The organism is Streptomyces sp. NPDC050619 (assembly GCF_040654815.1).
Lineage (GTDB): Bacteria > Actinomycetota > Actinomycetes > Streptomycetales > Streptomycetaceae > Streptomyces.
On the sequence record NZ_JBFAIR010000042.1, the window covers coordinates 11,946 to 33,864 of the forward strand.

Annotated in this window: 19 protein-coding genes and 1 pseudogene; 4 read left to right on the top strand and 16 right to left on the bottom strand. The window is 71.5% G+C overall.

Features of this window, described 5'->3' with window-relative positions:
- The first annotated feature begins 34 nt into the window (after positions 1-34).
- Entirely contained in the window at positions 35-1,192 is a 1,158-nt protein-coding gene (locus AB0I77_RS44190; protein WP_363288543.1) for an FAD-dependent monooxygenase, read from the top strand.
- A gap of 143 nt (positions 1,193-1,335) precedes the next feature.
- On the opposite strand, the gene AB0I77_RS44195 is transcribed toward AB0I77_RS44190, so the two are convergent.
- Together AB0I77_RS44195 and AB0I77_RS44200 are read right to left on the bottom strand one after the other, a co-directional pair.
- The gene (locus AB0I77_RS44195; protein WP_363288544.1) at positions 1,336-2,652 is read right to left on the bottom strand and encodes a hypothetical protein; all 1,317 of its coding nucleotides are present in this window, start codon (positions 2,650-2,652) and stop codon (positions 1,336-1,338) included.
- A gap of 83 nt (positions 2,653-2,735) precedes the next feature.
- Positions 2,736-3,266: a MarR family transcriptional regulator gene (locus AB0I77_RS44200; RefSeq protein ID WP_363288545.1), complete on the bottom strand. Its 531-nt coding sequence runs from the start codon at positions 3,264-3,266 to the stop codon at positions 2,736-2,738.
- Positions 3,267-3,339: 73 nt separating this feature from the next.
- Here AB0I77_RS44200 and AB0I77_RS44205 point away from each other — a divergent pair, with 73 nt between their 5' ends.
- From AB0I77_RS44205 to AB0I77_RS44215, 3 genes are all read left to right on the top strand, one after another.
- Complete coding sequence (locus AB0I77_RS44205; protein ID WP_363288546.1) at positions 3,340-4,251, top strand: ABC transporter ATP-binding protein; 912 nt, start codon at positions 3,340-3,342, stop codon at positions 4,249-4,251.
- Positions 4,248-5,864, top strand: a complete 1,617-nt coding sequence (locus tag AB0I77_RS44210; protein ID WP_363288547.1) for an ABC transporter permease — start codon at positions 4,248-4,250, stop codon at positions 5,862-5,864. Before AB0I77_RS44205 ends, AB0I77_RS44210 begins: the two co-directional genes overlap by 4 nt.
- 162 nt (positions 5,865-6,026) lie before the next feature.
- Positions 6,027-6,251 (top strand): hypothetical protein, encoded by a 225-nt coding sequence (locus AB0I77_RS44215; RefSeq protein ID WP_363288548.1) that lies wholly within the window; start codon positions 6,027-6,029, stop codon positions 6,249-6,251.
- Here AB0I77_RS44215 and AB0I77_RS44220 read toward each other — a convergent pair.
- The 14 genes and pseudogenes from AB0I77_RS44220 to fbaA form a co-directional block, all read right to left on the bottom strand.
- A complete protein-coding gene (locus tag AB0I77_RS44220) occupies positions 6,235-7,452 on the bottom strand; it encodes a cytochrome P450 (RefSeq protein ID WP_363288549.1) in 1,218 nt (405 codons plus the stop codon). The genes AB0I77_RS44215 and AB0I77_RS44220 overlap by 17 nt on opposite strands.
- Positions 7,453-7,562: 110 nt before the next feature.
- Positions 7,563-8,000, bottom strand: a complete 438-nt coding sequence (locus tag AB0I77_RS44225; protein WP_363288550.1) for a VOC family protein — start codon at positions 7,998-8,000, stop codon at positions 7,563-7,565.
- A 24-nt stretch (positions 8,001-8,024) separates the two neighbouring features.
- Positions 8,025-8,690 (bottom strand): response regulator transcription factor, encoded by a 666-nt coding sequence (locus AB0I77_RS44230; RefSeq protein ID WP_363288551.1) that lies wholly within the window; start codon positions 8,688-8,690, stop codon positions 8,025-8,027.
- Positions 8,687-10,021, bottom strand: coding sequence for a histidine kinase (locus AB0I77_RS44235; protein WP_363288552.1), 1,335 nt, complete (start codon positions 10,019-10,021; stop codon positions 8,687-8,689). The genes AB0I77_RS44230 and AB0I77_RS44235 overlap by 4 nt, the downstream gene beginning before the upstream one ends.
- Before the next feature lie 435 nt (positions 10,022-10,456).
- Positions 10,457-11,149, bottom strand: a complete 693-nt coding sequence (locus AB0I77_RS44240) for a response regulator transcription factor (protein WP_363288553.1) — start codon at positions 11,147-11,149, stop codon at positions 10,457-10,459.
- Positions 11,146-12,444: a sensor histidine kinase gene (locus AB0I77_RS44245; protein WP_363288618.1), complete on the bottom strand. Its 1,299-nt coding sequence runs from the start codon at positions 12,442-12,444 to the stop codon at positions 11,146-11,148. Before AB0I77_RS44245 ends, AB0I77_RS44240 begins: the two co-directional genes overlap by 4 nt.
- 154 nt (positions 12,445-12,598) lie before the next feature.
- Positions 12,599-13,858 carry an acyltransferase gene (locus tag AB0I77_RS44250; RefSeq protein ID WP_363288554.1) on the bottom strand — a complete coding sequence of 420 codons (1,260 nt, stop codon included), beginning with the start codon at positions 13,856-13,858 and terminating at the stop codon, positions 12,599-12,601.
- Positions 13,859-13,877: 19 nt separating this feature from the next.
- A pseudogene (locus AB0I77_RS44255) lies at positions 13,878-14,650 on the bottom strand (alpha/beta hydrolase).
- A gap of 613 nt (positions 14,651-15,263) precedes the next feature.
- Entirely contained in the window at positions 15,264-16,256 is a 993-nt protein-coding gene (locus AB0I77_RS44260; protein WP_363288555.1) for an alpha/beta hydrolase, read from the bottom strand.
- 147 nt (positions 16,257-16,403) lie between these two features.
- Complete coding sequence (kynU, locus tag AB0I77_RS44265; protein ID WP_363288556.1) at positions 16,404-17,633, bottom strand: kynureninase; 1,230 nt, start codon at positions 17,631-17,633, stop codon at positions 16,404-16,406.
- Entirely contained in the window at positions 17,626-18,474 is an 849-nt protein-coding gene (locus tag AB0I77_RS44270) for a tryptophan 2,3-dioxygenase family protein (protein WP_363288557.1), read from the bottom strand. Before AB0I77_RS44270 ends, kynU begins: the two co-directional genes overlap by 8 nt.
- Positions 18,475-18,668: 194 nt before the next feature.
- Positions 18,669-19,082 (bottom strand): DUF3151 domain-containing protein, encoded by a 414-nt coding sequence (locus AB0I77_RS44275; protein WP_363288558.1) that lies wholly within the window; start codon positions 19,080-19,082, stop codon positions 18,669-18,671.
- A gap of 98 nt (positions 19,083-19,180) precedes the next feature.
- Complete coding sequence (locus AB0I77_RS44280) at positions 19,181-20,647, bottom strand: MFS transporter (protein WP_363288559.1); 1,467 nt, start codon at positions 20,645-20,647, stop codon at positions 19,181-19,183.
- Positions 20,648-20,787: 140 nt separating this feature from the next.
- Complete coding sequence (gene fbaA / locus AB0I77_RS44285; RefSeq protein WP_363288560.1) at positions 20,788-21,810, bottom strand: class II fructose-bisphosphate aldolase; 1,023 nt, start codon at positions 21,808-21,810, stop codon at positions 20,788-20,790.
- Between the last annotated feature and the right edge of the window lie 109 nt (positions 21,811-21,919).

Sequence of the window (21,919 nt, forward strand, 5' to 3'; positions counted from 1 at the left end):
CTTCTACAGATGTAGAAGGAATTGAGGCTTCGGGATGGGTAACACGGCAGTGGTGGTCGGAGGGGGTATCGGCGGACTGGCCGCCGCGATCGGCCTGCGCCGCATCGGATGGGAAGTAACGGTCGTCGAGCGCGTGTCCATGCTTGAGGACGCGGGGGCGGGCATCTCACTGGCAGCAAACGGCCTGCGGGCACTGGACGAACTCGGCGTCGGCGAGGCGGTACGGGATGCCTCGCGCGGCCAGTACAACGGCGGCACTCGCACGCCACAGGGCGGTTGGCTGGCCAGGATGGACGGCTCGGCGCTGGAGAAGGCGGTGGGCGCACCGATCATGGGTATCCCCCGCTTCACCTTGCACCGACTGCTGCGCGACTCCCTGCCCGCCGAGGCACTGCTGATCGGTTCCGAGGCGGACTCGGTCGAGCAGATCGGCCCCGGGACGGTTCGAGTCGGCTGCGGCGACACGGTCCTGGACGCCGATCTAGTGGTGGCGGCCGACGGCATCGGCAGCAAAGTGCGCAGCCATCTCTTCCCAGCCCACCCCGGCCCGGTCTACAGCGGCTCGACGGTGCTGCGCGCCATCACCGAGCAGGCGGTCGACCTGCGCACCGACTTCGAGCTGACCTGGGGGCACGGGGCCGAGTTCGGGCACATCGCCTTCCACGACGGGCGGGCCGAGTGGCACGCCGTCCTCAACCTCCCCGCCGGGACGCGGTTCGCCGACCCACTGGCCGAACTGCGCAGACGATTCCACACCTGGCACGGCCCGATTCCCGCCCTGCTCGACGCGACCCGGCCCGGCGCCGTGCTGCACCACGACGTCAACGAACTCCGCACACCGCTCCCCTCGTACACGGTCGGCCGGACCGCGCTGCTCGGCGACGCGGCACACGCGATGACGCCCAACCTCGGACAGGGCGCTTGCCAGGCGCTGGAGGACGCGATCACCCTGGCCGCCGCGCTCGCCACCGAGCCCACCGTTGACGCCGCGCTCGCTCGCTACGACGCCGAGCGCCGACCGCGCAGCCAGGCCGTCGCGCGGGCCGCCCGGCAGGCCGGGCGGATGGGCCAGCAGCTCTCCCACCCACTGGCCGTCGCCCTGCGGAACACGGCGATGCGGCTGACACCCTCCCGCGCCGCAACGCACATGATCCTTCGCCACCACGCCTGGGTCCCACCACAACTGAGCTGATCCGATTCGCGCCCCGCCGGCTCAGCACCAGACGGCCTTCCGAGACAAAGTCGAGCTGCGGGTCTCGCCGTTGGCGGTCATGGTGGGCAGGGTGTCCGGGCATCACCGCACCGAACGCAGGCGATGGCTGCCGAGCGAGGACCTCAGGCCGCCACCGGCGTGGGGCCGCCGCTGTCGGAAAGGCCGAGGAAGGAACCCAGGGCAGCGCGCGCGGAGGCGAGCGTGGCGTGCATACGGGCCGTGCTGAACATGTGGGTGTCGTAGGAGAAGTCGAGGGTGAGCCGGCCGTCCATGGTGTGGGCCGCGACGACGAGACCGCTTTCGCCGGGGCGGGCGACCGACATGAAACGGAACTCGGTCATGTCGAGGCCCGCCGGGGTGACCGGGCGGGCGATGACGCCGAGGTTGGAGAGGATCACGTCGAGGTCGAGCAGCATGGGGTGCGCCAGCAGCCGGGAGAGGGATGCGGTGTGCAGCAGCATCTCGTTCCTCTCGAAGGCGCCGGCGAGTCCTGAGGCGACCGCATGGGCCAGGTCCAGCGGGGGGCCGTCGCCGGTCGGGGCCGGAACGTCGAAGAGGTCCATCCAGGCGCCGACGCAGCAGAAGAACTCCTCCTGCGGGACCGGCGGGTCCAGCCGGGAGCGCAGGTCGACCGGGTAGTAACAGGTCATGGTGGCGGGGGCGTTGTTGCCGGTCAGCCGGGCGGACTGAATGCGGGCGGCGGTGAGCAGGGAGGCGGCTACGACGGCTTGGAGGGAGATGCCCTCGGTGCGGGCGGCGGCGAGCAGCCCGGTGGTCTCCTCGGGGGAGAGGATGATGCGCTGGACCTCGCAGCTGCCGGTGGCGAGCACGGGCGGGGTGGGCGGGCGCTCCAGCGGGGCCGGGAGGGCGGCGATGCGGGCGGTGAGGCGGTCGACGTAGGACTCGATCTCGGCTTCCGGGATGTGCGGCATACGGGAGTCCCGGGATACCGGGAAGGACGGGCGGGCGTGGGCCGGTTCTGCTCCGGTAGGCGTGGCGACGTCGTCGGCCGGGCCCGCCACCAGTGCCGTATAGGTGCGCCAGAGGTCCTGCTGGATGGCGACGATGCAGGTGGCGTCCGATATCGCGTGGTTGAGCAGGAGCGTGAAGACGTGCTCGTCGTCACCGAGGAAGAGGGCGGCCCGCACCAGTGGCCCGCCGGGTTTCAGAGGGGCGTTCATCTCCTGTTCGACGCTGCCGGGCGCGGCGGCCGGGACGACCCGCAGCTCGGGCGGTTCGGAGGGGGTGAGGAAGGGGCCGTTGTCGTCCTGGTCAGTGCGCGCGCTGAGTGCGGGGTGTGCCGCGACGGCGACGGCGAGCGCCTTGGCCAGACAGGCCGGGTCGAGATCGCCGCGCAGGGTGCAGGAACTGAAGATGAGCCAGGTGTCGGACGCGGCCATCATGGCCTCGTCCGGGGAGAGATAACGCCGAGTGCTCATGTGGGGGGTGCCTTTCCTTTTGATCAAGGTGTGCACAAGATAGTCCCCCCTGTCCAAGCTGTCGTGGAACCGTGGTTTCGCGATCAGCCCTGGCCGAAGGTCTTCTCGCGGTGCTCCCGCCACCGTTCCATCAGCCGGCCCAGCTCGCCCTCGAGGTACTCGAAGAAGGCGAGCGTCTCGGCGATCCGCCGGCCGCCGGGGCTCGCGGCGCCAAGGCTGTCGACGCCCTCGCGCAGGGTCTGTTCCCAGCGCTTGAGGATGGTGTCCCGGTTGGTCAGCGCCTCGTACCACTGATCGCTGTGCACCCGGTACCGCTCGCGCCGCGAGCCGGGTTCGCGCTCCCGCGAGACCATGTGCACCTGCGCGAGATACCGCACCGCACCGGAGACGGCGGCCGGGCTGACCTGGAGCTGTTCGCCGAGTTCGGCGGAGGTCATGGCGCCGGAGTCGGACGCGAGCAGTGCGGCGAACACCCGGGCGGCCATCCGCTGCATGCCGGCCTCGACCATCTGGGCCGCGAAGGCCTCCACGAACTTCGACACGGCCTCCGCGTCCCGCCCGGCGGCCCCGGTGCCGGTCCCGGTCCCGGCCTCGACCTCGGCTGATTCGCTCATGCGCTCATCCTAACCGGGCTTCATGCGCTTCCTTAACTTCACAAATTTCTGAAAGAAGCGTACGTTCTGAAGCATGACGAAGGCAATCACCGTCTCCGGACTGCACAAGTCGTTCGGCAGGACGCATGCGCTCGACGGCCTCGACCTGGACGTCGAGACCGGTGAGGTCCACGGCTTCCTCGGCCCCAACGGAGCCGGCAAGTCCACCACCATCCGCGTCCTGCTCGGCCTGCTGCGCGCCGACTCGGGCGCCGCGCAGGTCCTCGGCCGCGATCCCTGGGCGGAGGCGGTGGAGGTGCACCGCCGCATCGCGTACGTCCCCGGGGACGTGACCCTGTGGCGCAACCTCTCCGGCGGCGAGGTCATCGACCTCTACGGCCGGCTGCGCGCCGGCGGCCTCGACAAGCGGCGCCGCGCCGAGCTGATCGAGCGGTTCGAGCTGGACCCGACCAAGAAGGGCCGGACGTACTCGAAGGGCAACCGGCAGAAGGTCGCCCTGGTCGCCGCCTTCGCCTCGGACGTCGACCTGCTGATCCTGGACGAGCCGACCTCGGGCCTGGACCCGCTGATGGAGGGCGTCTTCCGCAGGTGTGTGGAGGAGGAGCGGGACCGGGGCCGCACGGTCCTGCTGTCCTCGCACATCCTGAGCGAGGTCGAGGAACTCTGCGACCGGGTGAGCATCATCCGCAAGGGCCGCACGGTCGAGACCGGCTCGCTCGCCGAACTGCGCCACCTGACGCGCACCAGCGTGACCGCCGAACTCGCGGGCGCCCCCGACGGGTTGTCGCACCTGCCCGGCGTCCACGACCTCGACGTACAGGGTCGTCGCGTCCGCCTCCAGGTCGACACCGACAAGCTGGACGCCGTACTGCGGTCGCTGAGCGAGTCGGGCGTGCGGTCGCTGACGTCGACGCCGCCGACGCTGGAGGAGCTGTTCATGCGGCACTACCAGGAAGACGTACGCGAGGAAGTGTCCGCGCGATGACCGCCACGACGACCGCCACGACGTTCGCCGTACGGTCCGGAGGCTCCCGCCAACTGGCCGGTACCGGCACCCTGTTGCGCTTCGCGCTGCGCCGCGACCGCGTGATGATCCCGATCTGGGTCGCGGTGAACGGGCTCATGGTCCTGTCCATGCCAGGCACCCTGAAGGGCCTGTACGCCACCCCGGCCGAACGCGCCGACCTGATCCAGCAGATGGAGACCAACCCGTCCCTGCGCGCGATGGTCGGCCCGGTCTTCGGTGACTCGCTCGGCGCGCTGACCGCCTGGCGCGCCGGCGTGTACGCGGGCGCCCTGGCCGCCGTCATGGCCCTGCTCATCGTCGTCCGGCACACCCGCGACGAGGAGGAGAGCGGGCGCCAGGAACTGGTGGCCTCGGGCATGGTGGGCCGCCGGGCCTCCCTGACGGCGGCGCTGCTGACGGCGGCGGTCGCGAACACCGTCCTGGCGCTGCTGATGACGGCCGGACTGGCCGGCCAAGGGGCCTCGGGTGCGCTGGCGTTCGGGCTCGGGATCGCGGGGCTGGGCATGGTCTTCGCCACGATGGCGGCGATCGTCGCCCAGCTGACGGAGAGCGCGCGCCTGGCTCGCGGCCTGACGGCGGGCGTGCTGGGTGCCGCGTTCGTGCTGCGCGCGGCGGGCGACTCGGCGACGGACGACGGCTCGTCGGTCCTGACCTGGCTGTCACCGATCGGCTGGCTGGAGAACCTGCGGCCGTTCGCGGACGAACGCTGGTGGGTGCTGCTCCTGTTCGCGGCGGCCGTGGCGGTTCAGGCGGCCGTCGCCTACGAACTCGCCGGACGCCGGGACGTCGGCATGAGCTTCCTGCCCGCGCGGCCGGGACCGGCGTTCGGGCGCCTCGGGTCGGCGGCGGCGCTGGCCTGGCGACTGCAACGCGGCAGCGTGCTCGGCTGGAGCATCGGCTTCTTCCTCGCCGGGGTCGTCTACGGCGGGCTGACCGAGGGCGCGGCCGACCTCGTCGGCGACAACGACAACTACCGCGAGATCATCGAGCGCATGGGCGGCCAGGCCGGGCTGACGGACGCGTTCCTGTCCGCGATGATCGGCATGCTCGGCCTGATCGCCGCCCTGTACATCGTCGCCTCGGTGCTACGACTGCACGGCGAGGAGACGTCCGGGCGGGCGGAACCCGTGCTCGCGAACGCGATCGGCCGACTGCGGTGGGCGAGCGGACATCTGCTGATCGCCTTCGCCGGGTCCGTGCTGATCATGCTGCTCGCCGGACTGGGCTTCGCCATGGGGTACGGCAAGGAGGCCGGCCCGATTCTCGGGGCGTGCCTGGTGCAGGTACCGGCCGTGTGGGTCATCGGCGGGCTCACGGTCCTGCTGCACGGGGTGGCCCCGCGGGCGGCGGTGGCGGCCTGGGGTGTCGCGGGTGCGGTGCTGCTGATCGGCTGGGTCGGGCCCGCGCTGGACGTTCCGCAGACGGTGCTGGACGTGTCGCCGTTCGGGCACCTGCCGAAGCTGCCGGGCGGGGGGATGGAGTGGGGACCGGTGCTGGTCCTTCTGCTGCTGGCGGTCGCGCTGACCGGGGTGGGACTGGCGGGGCTGCGGCGGCGGGACATGACGACGTGAGCTGACGCGGTGAGCTGACGCGGTGGCCTGATGGCATGACCTGACGGCATGACCTGACGACGTGACCTGACGACATGGCCTGAAGGCGTGACCTGACGACATGGCCTGGCGAACGACCGGCGGGCGGAACCCCGAGGCGGCCCGCGCTCGTCCATCCCGGACATGGGACAGCGTATGCAGGCCGCCGGAGGGTGTCTGACAGCCGCCGTCGGCGCCGGCGCGGGACTCGCGGTGTGGTCCGTCGACGTCCGGGGCCGCTTCTGGCGCTTCGAACAGGCACCCGACTGGAGGGTGCTCTACGCCGAGTTGCCCCTGATGGTCCTCGGCGGCACCGCCGTCTCCCTCGGGTGCTGGGCGCTGCTCCAGCGCTTCAGACCTCGACGCTGAGCCCCTCCAGCCCCCGGATCACGAAGTTCGGCTTGCGCCGCGGCTCCGCCGCCAGGCCGAGTGCCGGGGCCTTCTCCAGCAGGGCCGTCATCGATGCCGCCAGCTCGATACGGGCCAGGGGAGCGCCGATGCAGTAGTGGATGCCCGCGCTGAAGGAGATGTGCGGGTTGTCCTTGCGGGTGAGGTCCAGTCTCTCGGGGCTTTGGAAGACCTCGGGGTCGTGGTTGGCGGAGCCGAAGAGCATGGCGATCTCCGCGCCCCTGGGGATCGTCGTGCCGTCGATCTCGATGTCGTCCAGGACCCAGCGTTCGAAAAGCTGGAGCGGGGTGTCGTAGCGCATCAGCTCTTCGATCGCGGACGGGACCAGGGTGTGGTCCGCGCGCAGGGCCGCCAGCTGGTCCGGGTTGCGGAACAGGGCCCACCAGCCGTTGACCGTGGCGTTCACCGTGGCCTCGTGGCCCGCGTTCAGCAGCAGCACGCAGGTCGAGATCATCTCCTGCTCGGTGAGGCGGTCGCCCTCGTCGTGGGCCGCGATCAGGCCCGAGATCAGGTCCTCGCCCGGCTCCTTGCGGCGGACCGCGATCAGCTCCGTCAGGTACTCCGAGAACTCGACCGACGCCCGCACCGCCTTCGCCGCCGTCTCCTGGGACGGGTTCAGCTCGTACATCCCGCAGATGTCCGCCGACCAGGGGCGGAGCGGGGCCCGGTCCGACTCCGGGATGCCCAGCATCTCGGCGATCACGGCCACGGGGAGCGGCTCGGCGACTTCGGTGAGCAGGTCGCCACCGCCCTGCCGCACGAGCCCGTCGACCAACTTCCCGGCGAGCTGCGTCACGTAGGGCCTGAGCTGCTCCACCGTGCGAGGCGTGAACGCCTTCGACACCAGGCGCCGGATCCGGGTGTGGTCCGGCGGCTCCAGGTCGAGCATCCCGTGGTCGTTGAGCGTGTGGAACGGCTCGTGCTCCGCCGGGGGTGCCGTGCGCCCGAAGTCCTCGTGCGTGAACCGGTGCTGGTAGGTCCGGCCCAGGCGACGGTCCCGCAGCAGGGCCGAGACGTCCGCGTGCCCCGGCACCAGCCACTGGTCGGTGGGCTCGAAGTAGTGCACCCGACCCCGGGCACGCAGCCCGGCGTAGGCGGGATACGGGTCGGCGACGAACGCGGCGTCCCATGGGTCGAACGCGAGGTCGAAAGCAGCTGCCATGCCCGGACGCTAGCCCGGCATCGCCCTGCCTGACCAGGGGTGCTATTGCCTCACCGGCCGGGACACCCTCGCCGGGCACAGTCGCCGGGGGCACGCTCGACGGAGCACGCTCAGGGTGCGCCGAAGTCGGGCAGGGTGACCGAGCCGTCCTCGGCCAGCGGGAACCCGGGGTTGTGAGCGACCTCCCACGCGTGGCCGTCCGGATCGACGAAGGCGCTGGAGTAGAACCCGATGGCGTTGACTGCCGCGGGCTTGGTGATGGTCCCGCCGGCCCGCTCCACCATTGCGAGCAGCGCGTCGACCTCCGCATCGGAGCGGACGTTGTGCGCCAGGGCGATCCCGCCAAAACCGCCCGTCGTCGCCCCCGGCTCCACGCCGCAGTCCTGCGCGAGTTTCTCGCGGTCCCACAGCACCAGCCCCAGGCCGCCCGCCTGGAAGAAGACGGTTTCCGCCACCTCCTGCCCCCGCCAGCCCAGAGCCTCGTAAAACGCCTTGGCCCGGGCGAGATCGGAAACCCCCAGCGTGATCAAAGTGATGCGCTGTTCCATGCCCTCACCGTACTGCCGGACCGCTCAGCCCGGCGTCACCAACCGTGCCTCGTACGCGAACACCGCCGCCTGCGTCCGGTCCCGCAGCCCCAGCTTCACCAGGATCCTGCTCACATGCGTCTTGATCGTCGACTCGGCGACCACCAGGCGCTCCGCTATCTCCGCGTTCGACAGGCCCTGCGCGATCAGGGTCAGCACCTCCGTCTCCCGCTCGGTCAGGTCCCCGTACGCCGCCTGTGCGGAGGGCATGAGGCGCGGTGTTTCGGACAGCTTGGAGAACTCGGTGATCAGCCGTCTGGTCACGGAGGGGGCGAGCAGTGCCTCCCCGGCCGCCACCACCCTTACTCCGTCGGCGAGTTGGCGGGCCGAGGCATCCTTGAGGAGGAAGCCGGAGGCTCCCGCCCGCAGCGCCTGGTACACGTACTCGTCGAGGTCGAAGGTGGTGAGCACCAGCACCTTCGCGGCGCCGTCGGCGGCGACGATCTCCCGGGTCGCCTCGATGCCGTTCAGCTCGGGCATGCGGATGTCCATCAGGACGACATCGGGGGCGAGTTCGCGAACCCGGTCGACCGCCTCCCGGCCGTTGACGGCCTCGCCGACGACCTCGATGCCCGGCATCGCGTTCAGCAGGACCGAGAAGCCCTCGCGCACCATCACCTGGTCGTCCGCGACCAGGACGCGGATCGTCATGCCTCCCCCTCGCTCACCGCGGCCACCGGCAGGAACACCGCCACCTCGTAGCCTCCCTCGTCCGTCGACCCCGCGGTCATCTCGCCGTTCAGCATGGAGACCCGCTCCCGCATACCGGTGATGCCGTGCCCGGCACCGGGCGAGGGCTTCACCAGGGACGGCTCGGGCGGCGGGCCGTTGACTATGCGCAGGCCCAGGCCGCCGAGTACGTAACCGATCTCCACCCGGGCGCCCGCGCCGGGCGCGTGCCGCAGGCTGTTGCTCAGCGCCTCCTGCACGATCCGGTACGCCGACAGCTCGACGCCCTGCGGCAGTTCGCGCACCGCTCCGGTCACCGTCTTCTCCACGCCCAGCCCCGCGTCCCGCACATTGGCGAGCAATCCGTCCAGGTCGGCGAGGGTCGGCTGCGGGGCGTCCGGGGCCTCGTAGTCCTCGGCGCGGACCACGCCCAGGACCCTGCGCAGTTCGGTGAGGGCCGCGACCGCGTTCTCCCTGATCGTGACGAAGGCGCGCTCCAGCTCCGGCGGCGGGTTCTCCACCCGGTAGGGGGCGGCCTCCGCCTGGATGGCGACCACCGACATGTGGTGGGCGACCACGTCGTGCAGCTCGCGGGCGATCGTCGTGCGCTCCTCCAGGAGGGTGCGCCGGGAGCGCTCGTGCGCGGTCACCGTCTGCTGGGCGGTCACTTCCTGCTCGGCCTCACGGCGGATGTGCCAGACGGAGACGCAGAGCAGGACCAGTGCGGAGAGGACCAGCATGGGGGTGGTGTTGGTGGAGTAGTGGCCCGAGCCGAACAGTGCTTCCGCGAAGATGCCGTACGCCGCGGTCAGCGTCCACATCCACGCGGCCGTGCGCGGCCTGGTGCGCACGGCCACGACCGTCAGCACCGTCAGATGGCAGGCGAAGCTGCCCGGCAGCCACGGCCACTCGCCCCACGCGTCGCCGAACGGGAGAGCGACCGGGGTGGCCGCCATGGACAGCCAGAACGCTCCGACCGGCCGGGCCATCGTCAGCAGGATCGGGATCACGGCGAGCGGGCCGAGCAGCACGCCCGCGCCCTGGTCGACGGTGGCGATGACCAGGGCGAGCAGGGCGGCCACGGCGATCACGGCGTGCGGCGTCCAGACCGCGTACTCCCGCAGGTGCGCGGGCAACCGCCTGGTCAGTCGGCCGTCGACACGCATACGAGGAAGCAGGCGGTAGGCGAAGGCATCGTGGAACAGGTCCTGCCGCAGCCCGCGCAGGGCGTCCGCGGCCAGCCGGAACTCCGGGCTGCGCGACTTGGCCTCGTCGCCCGGCGGCGTGGTGTGGATCTGGGTCGTCTCGGTCACATACAGAACGGTAGGCGGAGGTGGGGGTCGCGGGCGTCACCAGTGAGAAGGGTCCTTCTGCCTCCCTCTCAGGTACTACGGGTACCGCCGGGGCCGGGGGATTGGGTCGGTGCAGGTCAGTAGGCGGGGCGGGGCGGGTGAGTAGGCGGGGCGGGGCGGGTGAGTAGGCAGGGGAGGTGAGTAGGCGGGTCGGTGCAGGTCGGTGCAGGTCGGTGGCTGGGGCGGTGCGGGCGGTAGCCGGGGCGGTGCAGGCCGATAGCCGGGGCGAGGCAGACCGGCAGCCAACTCGGGGCAGACCGGCAGCCAGGGCGAGGCAGACCGGCAGCCGACTCGCGACAGACCGACAGCCAGGGCGAGGCAGGCCGGTAGCCGACTCGCGGCCCGCGCGGGTGCAGGGCATCGGTGGCGCCATCCTCTTCCCCGCCTCAGCGCCGGTCAGTAGCCGGTCGGCCGCACCAAGCCCGACTCGTACGCGAACACCGCCGCCTGCGTACGGTCGCGCAGGCCCAGCTTCACCAGGATGCGGCCCACGTGCGTCTTCACCGTCTGCTCGGCGACGACGAGCCGCTGGGCGATCTCCGCGTTCGACAGGCCCTGCGCGATCAGGGCGAGTACCTCCGTCTCACGTTCCGTCAGGCCGCCCACACGTTCCTTGACCGGGGCGCGGGGCCGGTTGTCCAGGCGGGAGAACTCAGCGATCAGCCGCCGGGTGATGCCCGGTGCGAGCAGCGCGTCGCCCGCCGCCACCACCCGCACCGCCTCGGCCAGCTTCTCCGCGGACGCGTCCTTCAGCAGGAATCCGGACGCGCCGGCTCTGAGCGCCTCGTACACGTACTCGTCGAGGTCGAAGGTGGTGAGCACCAGCACCTTGATGTCCGGCCGCTCGGCGGTGATGCGGCGGGTGGCCTCGATACCGCCGAGCTCGGGCATGCGGATGTCCATGAGGACTACGTCCGGGGCGAGTTCGCCGACCTTGGCGACCGCGTCCAGGCCGTCCACCGCCTGGCCGATCACCTCGATGCCGGGCTGGGTGTTGAGCAGCACGCTGAAGCCCTGCCGGACCATCTGCTGGTCGTCGGCGATGAGTACGCGGATGGTGCCGCCGGTGCCGCCGGTGCCGCTCGTCATGAGGTCTCTTCTCCTGTCGGGGGTGGGGACGCAACGTCCAGGGGTGGGGATGCATCGTCGCGCGCGCCGTCCTTCGGGAGGAACGCCGAGACCGCGAACCCGCCCTGCAGTGTCCTGGTCGCGGTGACGTGCCCGCCGAGCATCGCCGCGCGCTCGCGCATGCCGAGCAGGCCGTGGCCCGCGCCCGGCGAGGGCGGGACGGTGTGCTGCGGGCGGGAGTTGATGACCCCCAGGTACAGCCCGCGGGGGAAGTGGTGGATCTCGACGCGCACGGTCGAGCCCGGTGCGTGCCGCAGCGCGTTGCTGAGCGCCTCCTGGATGATCCGGTACGCGGACAGCTCCACGCCCGGCGGGTAGGTGGGCGGGCCTCCGTCGGGGATCTCGATGCTGGTGACGACGTGCAGTCCGGCGGCGCGGGTGTTCTCGATGAGGGCGTCGAGGCGGTCGAGCGTGGGCTGCGGGGAGTCGGGGGCGGATCCGGTGGCGGCCTCCCCGAGGCCGTACGGATCCTCCGCATTCTCCGAGCGCAGGACGCCGAGTACCCGGCGCAGCTCGGTGAGCGCCTCCAGGGCGTTGTCCCGGATGCCGGCGAGGTTCTCCTTCAGTTCCTCGGACGGGTTCTCCACCAGGTGCGGCGCGACCTGGGCCTGGATGGAGATCACCGACATGTGGTGCGCGACCACGTCGTGCAGCTCGCGCGCGATACGGCTGCGCTCCTCCAGCAAGGTGCGGCGGGCCCGTTCCTCCGCCGTGATCGTCTCCTGCTCGACGAGCTGGGTGCGGGCCTCGCTGCGACCGCGCAGGGCGATGCCGACGAGGACGGTCATGGCGAAGACGAAGATCGCGACCATGCCGGTCTCGGAGTACCGCACCGCACCGATGACGCCCTGCACGACGAAGGTCGCAACGCCGGTTGCCGCGAACGCCCCGAGCGTTCTGCGGGTGGACAGACGTAGGGCGAGGAAGAGGAGGACGAGGGCGTGGGCCAGGACCGCGGGGGTGCTCCAGGGCCAGTTGGGGCCCGGGAGAGGGGTTTCCCCGAGGGTGGGGCGTACGACCAGGGCGATCACGATCGTGCCGGCGAGGGACAGGACCCAGGCCCTGCCGGGCCAGCGGACGGACAGGAGGATCGCGGCGCCCTGGACGGAGCCGGCCAACAGACCGGTTGCGGTGCTGAGGTGGTAGCTCCTGCTGATCTCGTTGCCGCCGGCCAGGAAGATGCCGAGGGCTGCCCAGAGGAGCACGAGGTAGGTCAGGAGGCGTAGCCAGCGGTACTTGGAGAAGGGTGGGGACAGTTGGGAGGGGGATGCGCCGAGGCTTTGGCGTAGGCGGGTGCGGGTGGGTGTGTGTACGGGTGCAGGTGCGTTGGGGGACACCCGGCCTTCGGCCGGGTCTGTGCTCCCACCCGCGCCGTCGGCGGCTGCACCTTCGTTGTTCACGCCCTCGACCCTAGGCATCTCGAGTTGCCTCCGCTGGCCTGGAGCGGAGGCGGTGGTGGACACGGACTACTCGGGACGGGCGGTCGGGGCGGCGACGCGGGCCCTGTTCGTAGGAGCGGAAGGCCGCCCAGCAGATCGCGAGGGCCAGGGTGAAGACCGGGAGCCAGGCCAGGCGGGCCGCGACCCAGGCCAGGTCGTCGGGGACGGTGTGCAGGCCGGAGAGGCGGCCCGCGAGGAGGCCCGTGGCCGTGGTGGCCATCAGGGCCGTCTGGTGCCAGAGGAAAATCGTCATCGCGGAGAGGTTGACCAGGGCCACCGCCGACCAGGCCAGTGGGCGCGTCATTGCTTTGCGCAGTCGGTCGCGCAGGAGCAGGGCGAGGCCGCACTGGGCCAGGCCGAAGGTGACGGCGGCCAGTGTCGGTGGGTTGAGGTTGGAGACCCCGGCACCGGGGACACCGACCATCGACGCCGGGTAGTCCGCCCACGCGACCAGCACCGCCGTGGTCGCCGCGCCGCCGGCGAGCAGCAGCCAACCCGCGCGGCGGCTGTCCAGTTCACCACGGGTCCAGGCCGCGCCCAGCGTGTACGGCACCAGCCAGCCCGCCGCCACGTTCACCCAGCCGAGCCAGGACGGGCCGCCCAGGCCGAAGCGCAGCAGGTCCACATGGAGGACGACGGCCAGCGGCCAGAGCGGGGTGAGCCGGAGCAGGAGCGGGGTCGCCGCCGTCAGGGCGGCGAAGACCAGGAGGAACCACATGGGGGACAGGGCCAACTTGACCAGCGTGCGGACCGTTTCGAATTCGGCGCCCGTGAGGAGGAGAGCCGTGGCGGTCACCGTCCACAGGGCCAGCACGGCCGCCACCGGTTTGAACAGTCTCGACAAGCGGGCGGTCAGCCATTGGGCGTACGTCGTGCCGCGGGCGCGCGCCGAGGTGTAACCCCGGGTTGCCACGTGGCCGCCGACCAGGAAGAACACCGCGAGTGTCTGGAAGGCCCAGGAGATCGGGGCCAGCCAGGGCATGTGCTGGAGCGGGCTCGCGGTGTGCAGCGCGCCGTCGTCCGCGACCAGGGCGGTCACCAGCCAGTGGCCGAGGACCACACCGAGGATCGCGAAGGCACGCAGGGCGTCGACCGCGCGGTCCCGCTCTACGGGGGTGACGGCGTCGACCCGGTGGGCGCCCTGTCGTATGCCCTTCCATGTGTGGCGCGGAACTGTGCGGCGCGGGACTGTGCGGCGCAGGACTGTGCGGCGCAGGCTCATCTCACGCATCGTTTGCGGCTCTTGCGGCTCACGCACGGGTCACCTTCGAAGTCTCGCCGAGGACGATCCGGGCCAGGTTGGTCAGGGAAACCGAGCCCGGTGCGAAGTAGTCGCTGTGGCCTGCGTCGCCGGCGGCGAAGACCTGGGCCCCGAAGGCCGGGGTGACGGGGTCGGTGCCGAAGCCGACGGTGGTGCCGAACAGGTCGGCCTCGACGTGCGGGACCTCGCGCACCCAGTCGTCGCTGCCGCGGGCCGCCCAGACGCGGGCCCGGCTGTGCAGGGCCGCGGCGGAGTCGGCGCCGGTGCCGGGGCTGCCGACCAGGGCGAGATCGTCCACCTCCAGGCCGGGAACGGCCCGGCCGCAGACGACCGAGCCGTACGAGTGGCAGAGCAGCGAGACCTGTGCCGCGTGGCCGACGATGCCGCGCAGGTCCCGTATGAACTCCCGCAGCCGCGGGGCCGCCTGCTCGGCGCGGCCCGTGGTGATGACCGTCGCGCTGACCGTGCCCGGCGTCTCGTAACCCAGCCAGGCCACGACCGCGGTGCGTGTGCCCTGTGGTGGGCCTGCCGGGTCAGCTGCTCCCGCAGTGCTGTCGCGGTCGCGCGGAAACGGTCGTAGGTGTCGAGTGAGGTGTCCGAACCGGGGACCAGGACCGCTATGCGGTCGGCGTGGGCGAGGTCGCCGAAGACTTCCGTCGCCCGCCCGGCGCCGCGGCCGTCGAATGCGAGGTACTGGCGGGCGGGGGCGGCCATGGCACGGTCGGCCGCGGCGCGCTCCCGGTCGCCGTGCGCCGCGGCCATGCGGGACGCCTCCTCGGCATTGGCCCGGTTCGCCGCGTACGCCTCGTCCAGCGTGGCTGCCGTCACCCGGTGGAGGGTGGCCGGGGCCGGGGCGGGGATCTGTGCTTGCGCGGCGGCGGAGAGGGGGGCCACGACCGCGGCGATGATCAGGGCGGCGAGCAGGCCACGGCACCATCGCTGTGCGCGGCACCGCTGGCCGGCCGACCCGGCGGGCGTGGCCTCGGTGGCTCGAGCCTCGGCGGTCGTACCCTCGGCGGTCCCAGTCCCGGCCCCGGCCCCGGCCCCGGCCCCGGCGGACGCAACTCCAGCGGCCGTAGCCGCAGCAGCCGTAGCCGTAGCCGTAGCCCCAGCAGCCGTAGCCTCAGCGGCCCCCACCCAAGCGGGCCCACCCCCAGCCGCCACAGCCTCGGCGGTCCCGGCCCCCGAGGTCGTATCCCCCGTTTCACGTCCCACGGTCGTCGTCCCTCCCAGTCCGCCCGGCCATCGGGCCTGTCTGGATGGGAAGTTACGGATCCGTGCAGGTCGTCCGCGTCACGCCAGGGAGCTCACCTGCGTCGTAGCTCTCAGGTATTACGGGTACGACCGGGATGAGTCACCGGCGGTCAACGGCCCCTCACCACGCCAACTGCGCGATCTCCTCCGCCACCACCGCGCACGCGTCCGCCGCCGGGTCGATCAGCGGGAAGTGGCCGACGTCCTCCAGGAGCGTCAGGCCCACCACCTCGCCGGCCTTCGCCGCCGCGTCGGCATACGACTCGGCGACGGCCTGCGGGACGACGATGTCGGCGCGGCCCTGGACGAGCGTGGTCGCGATGCCGGTGGGGAGCAGCAGCGCCGGGTCGGCGTACGGCTGACGCTCGGTGAACTCCTCCTCACCGCCCAGCAGTTGGCGGCAGGCGCCCGCGCACACGTCCAGCTTGTCGGCGACCGTGAAGTCGGCGATCGGGGCGAGGGCGACCACGCCGCGCAGCGGGGCCGGGCGGTCGATGCGCCAGGGGGCGTCGGCGGGCAGCAGGTGCCGGGCCGCCGCCCACAGGGCGAGGTGGCCGCCCGCCGAGTGGCCGGTGACCACCATGCGGCGGGCGTCGGTCTGCGGGAGGATCTCGCGGACGAGCGCGGGGAGCGCGTCCAGCGCGGCGGCGACATCGTCGAAGGTGTCCGGCCAACGACCCGCGACCGGCCCGGCCGCACCCCCGCTGCCTCCGCTGCTGCCAGGGCCCCCGCTGCCGCCAGTAACGCCGCTGCCCCCCGCGGCCTCACCGGCCCCAGTACCCCCGCTCCCACCCGTGTCCTCGCCATCGCCCCCACGCCGATACTCCACGCTCGCCACCGCGAACCCCCGACGGGCCAGGTACTCCGCGAACGGCGAGATGTGGCGGCGGTCGTACGGCGCACGCCAGGCGCCCCCGTGCAGCACGACGACCAGCGGAGCGAGACCGCCCGGGCCGGCCTCGCCGTACGGGGCGTGGAAGTCGATCACCTGGTCGGGGTGATCGCCGTACGCCGCGGTGGCGTCGGGGGTGACCGTCGGGTGCGAGAAGGCCGACTCCTCCTCGGCGTTGGAACGGGCAGCTGCGGCATCGCGGGCTGCGGGGTCGTCCGGCATGCTCCAACCTCTCAGCGACGGAACGGATTTGACGGACCGGCGGATCTGGCGGACCAGGAGAGAATGCGGCCGTTGCCGGGACGCTACCAGGCCCATGACGTGCGCAGACACGGGGGATGTCACGCTCGGTGAGGATCGCCCAGCTCGTCAGCCCCCCAGTGTCTCCCCCCGAAGCGTCTCCGCCAGCACCCGAGCCGCCCGCTCCACATCCGCGAACCCGACGTAGAGCGGGGTGAAGCCGAAGCGCAGCACGTCCGGGTGCCGGAAGTCCCCGACCACCCCGCGCTCGATCAGCCGCTTCATGACCTGCCCGGCGTCCGCACACCGCAACGCCACCTGGCTGCCCCGCTCCTCATGCGCATCCGGCGTCAACGACTCCACCCGGCCCGGCGGAACGTACTGTGCCACGCACTCCAGGAAGAAGTCCGTCAGGGCGAGGGACTTGGCCCGCACCGCCTCGATCGGGACGCCGTCCCACACCTCCAGGGCCGCTTCCAGGGCGAGCATGGACAGGATGTCGGGCGTGCCGACGCGTCCGCGCGGCGCTCCGGCGGCCGGTGTGTAGTCGGGCCGCATGCCGAAGGGCTCGGCGTGGGAGTTCCAGCCGGGCAGCGGGGAGTCGAAGCGGTCCTGGAGGTCGGCGCGTACGTACAGGTACGCCGGTGAACCCGGGCCACCGTTCAGGTACTTGTAGGTGCAGCCGACCGCCAGATCGACGCCGTGCGCGTCGAGCCCGACGGGCAGGGCGCCCGCGCTGTGGCACAGGTCCCAGACGGCGACCGCGCCCGCCGCGCGCACGGCGGAGGTGAGTCCCGGCAGGTCGTGCAACCGCCCGGTGCGGTAGTCGACGTGGTTCAGCAGGACGGCGGCCGTACGGTCGCCCAGCGCCTCCGGCACCTCCGCCGGCGTCACCGGCCGCAGAGCGCACCCGGTCATCCGGGCCGCGGACTCGGCTATGTACCCGTCGGTGGGGAAGGTCGTCGCGTCGACGAGGATCTCATCGCGCCCCTCACCCGCCAGCCGTACCGCACCCACAACCGCCTTGAAGACATTGACACTTGTGGAGTCGCCCACCACGATCTGCCCGGCCGCCGCACCGACCAGCGGAGCGATCCGGTCACCGATCCGCTCGGGCGCCGTCCACCAGCCGCTCTCCTCCCAGGAACGGATGCGCAGCGCACCCCACTGGCGGCGTACGACGTCGTCGAGACGCCCCGGGACGTTCGCGGGCAGCGCGCCCAGCGAGTTCCCGTCCAGGTACACGCCCGCGGCGCCAGCCGCATGATCGGACACAGCGTCGAGCACGAACCGCGCGCGCACGCCCGCCAGTTCGTCGGCCGCGTCCAGCTTCTCCGCCCGCATACCCAGTTCAGACATGGGACCGCGCCGTCCACAGCTCGGGAAACACGTTCTTCTGCGCGCGCTTCTCCAGCCAGGCCACCCCGGCGGAGCCGCCCGTGCCGGACTTGGCGCCCATCGCCCGCCGGGTGGCGACGAGATGGTCGTTGCGCCAGCGCCACACCAGCTCGGCCACGTCGGTCAACGCCTCGCCGAGCCGGGCTAGTTGGTCACTCTCGTCACCGGAGTAGAGAGCGGTCCAGGCGGCCTCGACCTCCTCGGACGGCTCGTAGCGACGCGAGACGTCCCGCTGAAGCACCGCCTCCGGGATCGCGTGCCCGCGCCGCGCGAGCAGCCGCAGCACCTCGTCGTACAGGCTCGGCTCGTGCAGCGCCTTCTCCAGCTCCGCGTGGACGCGCGGCGCGCCCCGGTGCGGGACCAGCATGGACGCGGACTTCTCGCCCAGCAGGAACTCCATGCGCCGGTACATCGCCGACTGGAACCCGGAGCCCTCGCCGAGGGCGGAACGGTACGCGTTGAACTGGGCCGGAGTGAGCTGGCCGAGCGGCTTCCAGGAGGCGTTCAAAGCCTCCAGCTCCCGTACGGAACGCTTCAGCGCGGCGACAGCCATCGGCACGTCATCGGAGCGCAGGGCCCGCGCGGCGGTCTCCCACTCGTGGACGATGACGGTGAACCACAGCTCCATCACCTGGGTCGTGACCAGGAAGACCATCTCTCCGGGGTCGTCGGAGAGGGTGTGCTGGAGGTGGGTGAGCACGTCCGCCTTGACGTAGTCCTCGTACGGCGTCGTGCCCGCGAAGTCGAGATGCGGAGTCTCGGGCTCGTGATCCACGTGATCCACGTGAGCCTTCTGGGACATCGCTGTCTCCTGTTGTGTACTCCGGGTAGCGGTCCGCCCCTGCCGTTACCGACACGGGGGCCCCGGTCCCCACCTGGCATCCTGCGCAGCCGTCCCCCGAAAACGCAAGGCCCGCCTGATCACCTCAGGCGGGCCCACAGGTCTACGGCTGTACGGCTATACGGCTGTCCAGCTATACGGCTATACGGCGGCTACTAGCCCAGGGTCTGGGCCGCCACCGGCGAGGAGTCCTTCAGGAACTGCGAGCAGCGCTCGTACTCCTCCTGCTCGCCGATCGTCTGCGCGGCGCGGGCGAGGGCGTGCAGGGCGCGCAGGAAGCCACGGTTCGGCTCGTGCTCCCAGGGGACCGGTCCGTGGCCCTTCCATCCGTTGCGGCGCAGGGAGTCCAGGCCGCGGTGGTATCCCGTACGCGCATAGGCGTACGACTCCACGACACTGCCCCGCTCGAACGCGTCGTCGGCCAGCTGGGCCCAGGCCAGCGAGGAGGTCGGGTACTTCGCGGCGACATCGGCGGGAGAGGTGCCGTTGGCCAGCAGCTCCCGTGGTTCCGGGTCGTCGGGGAGGTGGGTCGGGGGCGGTCCCCCGAGGAGGTTTTCGTGAATGGACATGTCTCCCAGTCTCCTCCATTCGCGCGCTCGGTCGGGGACCACGGACGACACAATCACGAACAGCAGCCACCGAGGGCTGACCGAGGGCCGACCGACGGCTAAGCGAGCCGCTTCCGCGCCCGCTCCCCCTCCAGCGGCGGTGCCGTGACCGACCCGTGCGTCCGGCACTCCGGCCGCCGGCAGTCCGCCGGAGGCCTCCGCACCGTCGTGAAGGCGACGACCGACCCCACCACCAGTACCCCGGCGCACACCACCATCGAGCGCCCGAACGCCTCGTCGAAGGCGCCCGCCGACCGGTACGCCTCCTCCCCCATCCCGGTCAGCAACGGCAACGCCGCCACCGAGATCAGGCCCGCCGCCCGGGCCGCCGCGTTGTTGATCCCGCTCGCGATACCGGCCCGCGCGGTGCCCACGGAGCCCAGCACCGTCGCCGTCAGCGGTGCGACCAGCGTGACCATGCCCAGGCCCAGGACCAGCAGCGCGGGCAGCACGTCGGCGAGGTAGGAGGCGTCGGGCCCGACCCGCAGCATCAGCAGCATCCCGGCGGCACACAGCAGCGGCCCCACGGTGAGCGGGATGCGCGGCCCGATCCGCTCCCCCAGCTCACCGGAGCGGGCCGACAGCAGCAGCATCAGCGCGGTCGTCGGCAGCAGTGCCGTACCGGCGCCGAGGGCCGAGTAGCCGACGACGACCTGGAGCTGGACCGCGGCGAGGAAGAAGAAGCCGCCGAAGGCCGCGTACACGCACAGCGTGACGAGGTTGACGGCGGTGAACTGGCGGGACGCGAAGATGTCGAGCGGCATCATCGGATCGGCCCGGCTCCGCTCGACACGGACGAAGGCCACGGCGGCGGCGAGCCCGGCGACGGCGGTGACCGCCACGACCAGGGACCCGCTCCGGGCCTCGATCAGCGCGTACGTGATCAGGGCCAGCGCCACCGCGCCCAGCACCGCGCCGAGCACGTCGAAGCGGGTGTGGACACGTCCGTCGCCCGACTCGGGGACATGCCGTACGGCGATCGGCGCGCACACCAGGGCCAGCGGAACGTTGAGCAGGAACACCCAGCGCCAGCCGGGACCGTCCACCAGCCAGCCGCCCACGAACGGCCCGACCGCCGCCCCGACACCGCCGAACCCGGACCACAGGCCGACGGCCCTGCCCCGGTCGTCGGGATGGAAGGAGGCCTGGATGATCGCGAGGGAGCCCGGCGTCAGCAGCGCACCCCCGACCCCTTGGAGGGCCCGGGCGGCGATGAGGACCCCGGCGTTCGGAGCGATGCCGCACAGCAGCGATGCGGCCGCGAACCACACCACCCCGACGACGAAGATCTTGCGGCGCCCGAACCGGTCGCCCAGGGAACCGCCCAGCAGGATCAGACTGGCCAGCGTCAGCATGTACGCGTTGACCGTCCACTGAAGGGCGGCGAGGTCGGCGTCGAGGTCGCGGCCGATGCGGGGCAGGGCGACATTGACGACGGTCGAGTCCAGCAAAGCCATGCTGGAGCCGAGGATGGTGGTGAGCAGGATCCACTTGCCTTGCGGCGAGGCCAGCCGGACATCGGGCATGGCCCAGGTATACAACGAACCCGGTGCCGTAGCACCGGGCTCACTGTGAAGATCCGGAAGATTGGAGGATCCGGAAGACCCTAAAGCTCAGGAAGACCCGGAGGACCCGGAGGATCCAGAAGTCCCGGCAGCTCCGGCTACTACTTGATCCTGGTGCCGGTGGACCGCAGGTTCGCGCAGGCCTCCGTGACGCGCTGGGCCATGCTCGCCTCGGCCAGCTTGCCCCAGGTGCGCGGGTCGTACGTCTTCTTGTTGCCGACCTCGCCGTCGACCTTCAGGACGCCGTCGTAGTTGCGGAACATGTGGTCCGCGACCGGACGGGTGAAGGCGTACTGGGTGTCGGTGTCCAGGTTCATCTTGACGACGCCGTTCTCCAGCGCGGTCGCGATCTCCTCCGCCGTGGAGCCGGAACCGCCGTGGAAGACGAAGTCGAAGGGGGAGGCCTTGCCGTACTTGGCGCCGACGCCCTCGTTCAGCTCCTTGAGCAGCTCGGGGCGGAGCACGACGTTGCCCGGCTTGTACACGCCGTGCACGTTGCCGAACGACGCCGCCAGCAGGTAGCGGCCCTTCTCGCCCAGGCCCAGCGCCTCGGCCGTACGGATCGCGTCGTCGACCGTCGTGTACAGGTTGTCGTTGATCTCGTGGCTGACGCCGTCCTCCTCACCGCCGGTCGGGGTGATCTCCACCTCGAGGATGATCTTCGCGGCGGCGGCGCGGGCCAGCAGTTCCTGACCGATGGAGAGGTTGTCGGCGAGGGTCTCCGCCGAGCCGTCCCACATGTGCGACTGGAACAGCGGGTTCTGCCCGGCCTTGACGCGCTCCTCGGAGACGGCCAGCAGGGGCCGTACGTACCCGTCGAGCTTGTCTTTCGGGCAGTGGTCGGTGTGCAGGGCGACCGTGATGTCGTACTTCTTGGCGACGATGTGCGCGAACTCGGCCAGGGCGACCGCGCCGATCACCATCTCCTTGCTGTGCTGGCCGCCCAGGAACTCGGCACCGCCGGTGGAGATCTGGATGATGCCGTCGCTCTCCGCCTCCGCGAAGCCGCGCAGCGCAGCGTGCAGGGTCTGGGACGAGGTCACGTTGATGGCCGGGTAGGCGAACTTGCCTGCCTTCGCCCGGTCGAGCATCTCGTTGTAGACCTCGGGGGTTGCGATGGGCATTCGTCCGCTCCTTGGGTGTGCGGGTTGGCGTACTGCGTGCTCTGCGTGCTTACGGCGGCCCTGACCTAGACCTGGGGTGTGACGTCATCGTCGGTCCCATCTTTCCAGA